Annotated in this window: 5 protein-coding genes and 1 pseudogene; 5 read left to right on the top strand and 1 reads right to left on the bottom strand. The window is 59.2% G+C overall.

Translation table 11 applies throughout. The annotated features are described in order from the left end of the window. On the bottom strand, positions 1 to 183 hold a 183-nt coding region (locus tag NZK35_RS33530; protein WP_259636893.1), incomplete at its 3' end, for a hypothetical protein. A gap of 24 nt (positions 184 to 207) precedes the next feature. On the opposite strand from NZK35_RS33530, the gene NZK35_RS33525 reads away from it, so the two are divergent. From NZK35_RS33525 to NZK35_RS33505, 5 genes and pseudogenes are all read left to right on the top strand, one after another. Further along, positions 208 to 657, top strand: a complete 450-nt coding sequence (locus NZK35_RS33525) for a hypothetical protein (protein WP_259636892.1) — start codon at positions 208 to 210, stop codon at positions 655 to 657. Between the two features lie 213 nt (positions 658 to 870). After that, positions 871 to 1,290, top strand: a pseudogene (locus tag NZK35_RS33520) (hypothetical protein); the annotation flags it as partial. Between the two features lie 231 nt (positions 1,291 to 1,521). Beyond that, positions 1,522 to 2,199 carry a sigma-70 family RNA polymerase sigma factor gene (locus NZK35_RS33515; RefSeq protein WP_259636891.1) on the top strand — a complete coding sequence of 226 codons (678 nt, stop codon included), beginning with the start codon at positions 1,522 to 1,524 and terminating at the stop codon, positions 2,197 to 2,199. Then, positions 2,199 to 4,766: a serine/threonine-protein kinase gene (locus NZK35_RS33510; protein ID WP_259636890.1), complete on the top strand. Its 2,568-nt coding sequence runs from the start codon at positions 2,199 to 2,201 to the stop codon at positions 4,764 to 4,766. The genes NZK35_RS33515 and NZK35_RS33510 overlap by 1 nt, the downstream gene beginning before the upstream one ends. Next, a complete protein-coding gene (locus NZK35_RS33505) occupies positions 4,763 to 6,091 on the top strand; it encodes a hypothetical protein (protein ID WP_259636889.1) in 1,329 nt (442 codons plus the stop codon). Before NZK35_RS33510 ends, NZK35_RS33505 begins: the two co-directional genes overlap by 4 nt. Positions 6,092 to 6,151: the final 60 nt, after the last annotated feature.

Below are 6,151 nucleotides of genomic sequence, written 5' to 3'. Positions count from 1 at the left end.
GGTATTGGCCTTTAGGCGCTCCCCCGCGCCGTCTTCAGGCGGCGTTTCACGGATCCGCGAAAGCACCAGTACCGCCAAGTTAACCTCAATGAGGAGGCCGCAAGCAAAATTCTCTGTGACGAATCCAAATTCACGTTCCCTACTGAATTTATGAGCCGGACAGCGGCTCCAATCTTTTCTCAATTCAGTGCACGCGGAGGTGTAGTCGTGATTGGCAAACAGACGATGGGATTCTTGGTCGCGGGCTTGGTGTCGGTAGCGATGTGTTCGTCTGACCAAGTCGTGGCCCAATGCAGCGGCGGGGGAGGCAGGGGCGGAGGAATGCCGACCGGCAGCGCGACTCAGTTGAACACCAACCTTCCCTACAGCTCTAACGTCCTGGCGTCGAATTATCCGCAATCGTTGGGGCTGGCGGCGCAGCAATACTCGGCGCAGGTCCAAAACCAGATTTACGCGATGGGTTATCAAAACGCCCAACGCCAACGCTTGGCGCGAATCGCGTATGAAGAGCGTGTGCGACCGATGCGGCTGGCGCGGGCGGAGGCCAAGCGGGCTGCACGCGCCGAACGGATCGCAAGGCTAGTGGAAAAACGCGAGCGAGAATCCGGCGGTGACACGGTCGACCGGTACTCGCTGGTTTCGTCGGTCACGAACTAGTAGTGCGTCAACCTTTAAGCTAAGGACGCCGCGGAAAGGGGTCAGGCACCAAAAATGCGAACCACCCTTCGGGCCATTTGGTTCTTGGTACCTGCCCCCTTTTCCGCTCGACAAACGCAACCCGAACTCTCTTCTTCGTTTGCCTTCCATGCACGCCTCCTCTCAATCGACTTTCGGCACGCCCAACCTGCACCCGGTCGTCATGATGCCGCCGGTTACGCCTACACCGTCGGCGACGTGGCGTCGCCGTCGATGACCGCCGAAGGACTGCTTTGTCGACAATACCTGGGCTGGCATCGCAACATGCCCGGCATGGCACAAGGCTTGGGAACATTGGCAATCAACCATCCGATCAGTTTCCGCGAGCCGGATGTCTACTACTGGTACTACGCCACCCAAGCCCTGCATCACTACGGTGGCCGGCATTGGACCCAATGGAACGACAAACTGAAAGTCGAGTTGCCGGCGCGGCAAGTGCTACATGGCCGCGAACGAGGTAGTTGGTCGCCTCAAAATGATGCTTGGGGACGCCATGCCGGTCGCCTGTATACGACCTGTTTTTCTGTGTATTGCCTGGAAGTCTACTACCGTCACATGCCGCTGTACGATCCCGAAAACGATTTCGAAGAGTGATGCGTGCTGCTGTCGCGCTCGTCCGCAACCGGCACTCGCGTCGCAATCAACACGCCAACAAACGATTTTGCATCGATACGGAGAACAATCATTTAAAAAAAGTTCAAAAGTGCGGCGGATTCACGTCTCTCTTCGCAACTGACTCAACAGCGGGCAGCAAGACGGTGAAAACCGTCCTCCGCTTCGCTGCTGCTCCGCCCCTCTCTCTTCTCTCCTGCTGAAGTCCACAACATGGTCACCACCGACTCCCCCAGCCCAGGCTATTCGGTTGATTCTGCTCCCCCCGCAGGCCCGGGCGACGAAGCCGGTTTTCCCAAGTTGCTCGCCAATGCCCGCGACGGTGACCGTGATGCACTCGGCCAGTTGCTGCAATGGTATGCCAACTATTTGAACATCCTGGCTAGCACTCAATTGGACCGCCGTTTGCGACGTCGATTGAATCCTTCTGACATCGTGCAGGAAGCGATGTTGGCAGCACATCAGGACTTTGTCGATTTTCGTGGAACCAGCCAAGGCGAATTGTTGTGTTGGTTGCGGACGATCTTGATCCACACGCTCCATCGCAGTTTCAAACGACACATCAAAGTCGAAAAGCGTGACATCCGCCGCGAAGTTTCGTTGGAAGCGGTCAATCATCGGTTGGAAAACTCGGCGTGTAACTTGGCCGGGATGCTACCCGCCGGCGGGCCCTCGCCCAGCTCTCCGCTGCAGGCCCGTGAAAACGCGGTGATCCTGGCCGATCAACTCAGCAAGTTGAAGCCGCATTATCGCGAAGTCATCGTGCTCCGCGTTTTGCAAGGTCTCTCGTTCGACGAGATTGCCAAGCGGATGGATCGAAAGTGTGGCGCCGTTCGGATGCTTTGGTTGCGGGCGTTGGAAAGTTTTAAGACAACCGGGGCGATGCATTGATGGTGGCACTGAATCATTCCGACGTGGACGCCACCGGTTCGCAGCCCTCGATGCTTCAAGGGTTAACCGAAGATCAGCAGTCGCGTTTGACCGAGCTGCTCGATCAATACCTGCTCGCGCTCGAAAACGGCGAACGCATGGATGTCAGTCAAGTCAACCAGGCGAATCCGGATCTCGCCGAGGTCTTTGCCGCGTACTTGGAAAAGCTCGACGCGTTGTATGGCGTGTCCCCCGGTTTCCAAGATCTGAATCGTGCCGATTCGCCCGAGCCACATCGCAACATGACGCTCGGAGATTTCACGATCCAACGCGAAATCGGACGCGGCGGAATGGGGGTCGTCTACGAAGCCAGTCAAAAATCGCTTGACCGCCGGGTCGCGATCAAGCTATTGCCGCTCGCATCACTTCTGGACGCTCGGCAAATCGCCCGGTTCAAGAATGAAGCCCACGCGGCAGGCTTGCTTCAACATCCCAATATCGTGCCGGTCTACAGCGTCGGCAGCGAGGGAGGGGTTCATTACTATGCGATGCAGTTTATTGACGGAGAGTCAATCGACGTGATGGTGACGTCGGCCCGCCATGACGCAACACATCGTCTCGAAGCCCGCACGTCGCAAACCATCCGCTGGGCGATCGACATCGCCGCGGCGTTGCACGTCGCGCATCAGAACGGGGTGATCCACCGCGACGTCAAACCGTCCAACCTGATGCTCGACAAATCTGGCAAAATCTGGATCACCGATTTCGGACTCGCCCGCTGTCAAACCGACGTGACGCTGACGCGATCCGGTGATGTCATCGGCACGATGCGCTACATGAGTCCCGAGCAGGCGCGCGGCGAGTCGGCGTTGATCGACGGGCGGGCCGACATTTACTCGCTCGCGGCGACCCTCTACGAGATGCTCACCCTGCGTCCGGCTCACGATGCCGACGATGCACCAACGATTCTGCGACAGATCGACCAAGACGACGTCACACCGCTGCGGAGTCTGCGACCGGATCTGCCGCGAGATTTGGAGACCGTGATCGACAAAGCGATGTCGAAGCGTCGCGAGGATCGCTACGACACCGCCGAAGACTTTGCCAGCGACTTGAGTCGCGTTTTGGAAGGTCGACCGACCGTCGCGCGGCCTCCCTCGATCGCCGACCATCTTGCTCGTCTGGCCGCCAAGCATCGCAACGTGGTGATGACCGGTGCGTTGGTCGTCATGCTGGGTTTCCTGGGATCGGCGATCGCGACGGCGAAACTGGCTGCCGCCAAACAGGTCTCCGATGCCAGCGCCCTGCGCGCCACCGAGGGCGAGAGGCGTGCCACGCGTGGCGAGGCACTCGCCCGTGATGCCGTCGACGAACTCGGTTCACAGGTGGCCGAAAAGCTTTCCGATATCCCCGCTGCGGACTCCATCCGACGTCAATTCTTAGTTGTGACGTTGGATTACTACCAGCGATTTGCTGCGGAAGCGCAAGACGACCCGGAACTGCGAGAAGACCTCGCGGTGACGCTGGGAAAAATGGGCTCCTTGCAGTCCGAACTCGGCGAAAACGACAAGGCGATCGAGTCCCTCGCGCGCAGTGAATCGCTCTATGCGCAGCTCGCCGCTCAAACAACGGCGAGCGATGCGACCTTGCTCGACTGGTCAACCAGCCAAAACAACCTGGCACAGGCATTTGTCCGCGGCGGCATCCTCGAAGACGCAGCGCGATACTTTGCCCGCGCCATCGTGACACAAAAACGCATTGTGCGGCGAGCGGCCGACGAGCAAAATCAAACCGCCAGGCTGGCCTTGGCGACCAGTCTGAACAACTTGGGCTTGCTGCTGAACCAAACCGACGCCAAGGAAAAAGCCGAAGAAACCTATCTGGAAGCGATCCGTTTGCTCTCCGAAAACGGTTTGTCGAAAAGCTTGCAGAGCCAACAGCAGCTCGCCACGGTCCGAACCAATCTCAGCGGCCTGCTGACCACGACGTCACCGCAGCGTGCGGTCGTGTACGCGCGGGAAGCACTCGCGGGACAGCTCGATGCCCTCCAGGACGATCGTGGGAACGCGAAACTGGCGACGCAGACGATCGTGACACTCAACACGCTCGGCGCGGCTCAATCGGCAGCACAGCAGAACGCCGCGGCAATCGACACGTTCAATCGTGCCATCGATATCGGCAACGAACTGCTCACCCGATGGCCCGAACAAGCAACCTATCGTCGCGACCTGGTGCTCAGCTACAACCACCTGGGCCTGGCGCTGTCCAAGTTAGACCAACGGACCGCCGCACTCGCCGCGTTTGACCAGGCTCTCTCACTCGGACGTCCGCTCGCGGATCGGTTTCGCGACGATGCCGAGACCCAAAGCATGCTCGGTGGTGTGCTGAATAACCTCGGTTTTCTGCACCAACAGCTCGGTGATCGCGAGGCCGCCGCCCAAGCCTATCACGAAGCGATCCAACGGCAATCCACCGCGGTCCGTTTGGCCCCTGAAGTGGCGCGTTTCCAAGACTACCTGAAAAAACATCAACGCAACTACCGAACGGTCGCCGTAGCGACCGCGGACCTTGGGAGGGCTACATCATGAGCAGTCCAGAAGAGTCCCGAGCACTGTTGTTGGAACGTTTAGAATCACGTTGCATGCTGGCAGGCGGAATTCTGTTCCAGGTCATACCCCACGAGCACACGGTGATTGATCGCACCGATGGGGGAAATCGCCCCGACGGTGGCGATCGCGCCGCAATCGTCGCCAGAACATCTCTGCATGACAGTGATTCGCAACGAATACAATCCCATCATCCCTTGGGCCAGCGACAAGCCTCGGTCCGTGAAACCGGCCCCTCGAACCGTGGACAGTTTCCTAACGCACAGGGTTTAAGCCAGGCACAGGGTTTGGCCCAAACACAGCGTCCGGGGCTCGTTCAGCCGCGGACGTCCTCCCCCTCGACGATCATTCGTCTGATTGTCGTCCCCTCGTCGTCGCAGTCGGGATTATCCACCAGCGACAGGGGTGGCAACACCTCGTCGCGCCTCGAAACCGGACTCAATCCATCCGCGACCGGGACGGAGACACCGACCGGCACGACGACCGAGACGCTGGTTTCCGCACCGTCATCGACCACCGCCGCAACTCAAGACGAAGTCGTCAAACCGAATTCCAGAGACCGTCAGCAGTCGCAGGCTATCGCGAGCGACACCGTCCCCGTCAACCAGATTCCGGAATCCGCGGCCGTAAGAGAAGCGTTTTCTGGAGAGTTATTGGTGGAGGATGTGTTGCAGCCGATTTCCGTCGATAGCGAATCAGATCTCACCGGCACCGTCCAAACCTTTCCGTTGGGGCATCATCGTTACCGAGCATCGGATGACCTTGCCGATGCCTCAACCGACGACGAGCGATGGGAACTTGACGGTGATGCGTTGGAACGACTTCGTGAAGTCGCCGAGGGAAGCGGACACGATCGCCCGAATTTTGATCGATCGATTGATGTTCACGCGATCGATGAGTGGTTTGGCGAGTCAACCGGATTGATCGAAGGCATCATCTTTGAACATGATCTGCCATCGGCGGTGCTCGACATCAACGCGTCCGTGGTCGACGTCGTCTTGGATGCGACCATCGGCATGCATCGCAGCGTCGGCTTGATCGCGGGCGTGGAGACGGACCTCAGTCCCGACCCGGCGAGCGAGATCCGTGGAGCCATCCTAGCCGTCATCGCGAAAGAATTTGCCGACTCCATCGGCACCGAGCAACCACCGCCTGTGCATACCAACGGCCAGACGCATCCGATTCGCGTTTCCGGAATCGCCTACCCCGGCGCCGCGATCATCGCCAGTCTGCTCGCGATCGGAAGCCGACGATGGTCCGGCAAACGGAGCGATGCCAATCACCAGACCGGACGGCCCACCGCCTAGGCGGCGGGTTGGTGTCCAGGCTTTAGCCCAATACCGCTAAGTTAACATGAATGAGGGGCC

This window comes from Stieleria sedimenti (assembly GCF_025060895.1).
GTDB lineage: Bacteria > Planctomycetota > Planctomycetia > Pirellulales > Pirellulaceae > Stieleria > Stieleria sedimenti.
Note: the sequence above shows the minus strand (reverse complement) of the source record. Positions and strands in the feature narration are given on the sequence as shown.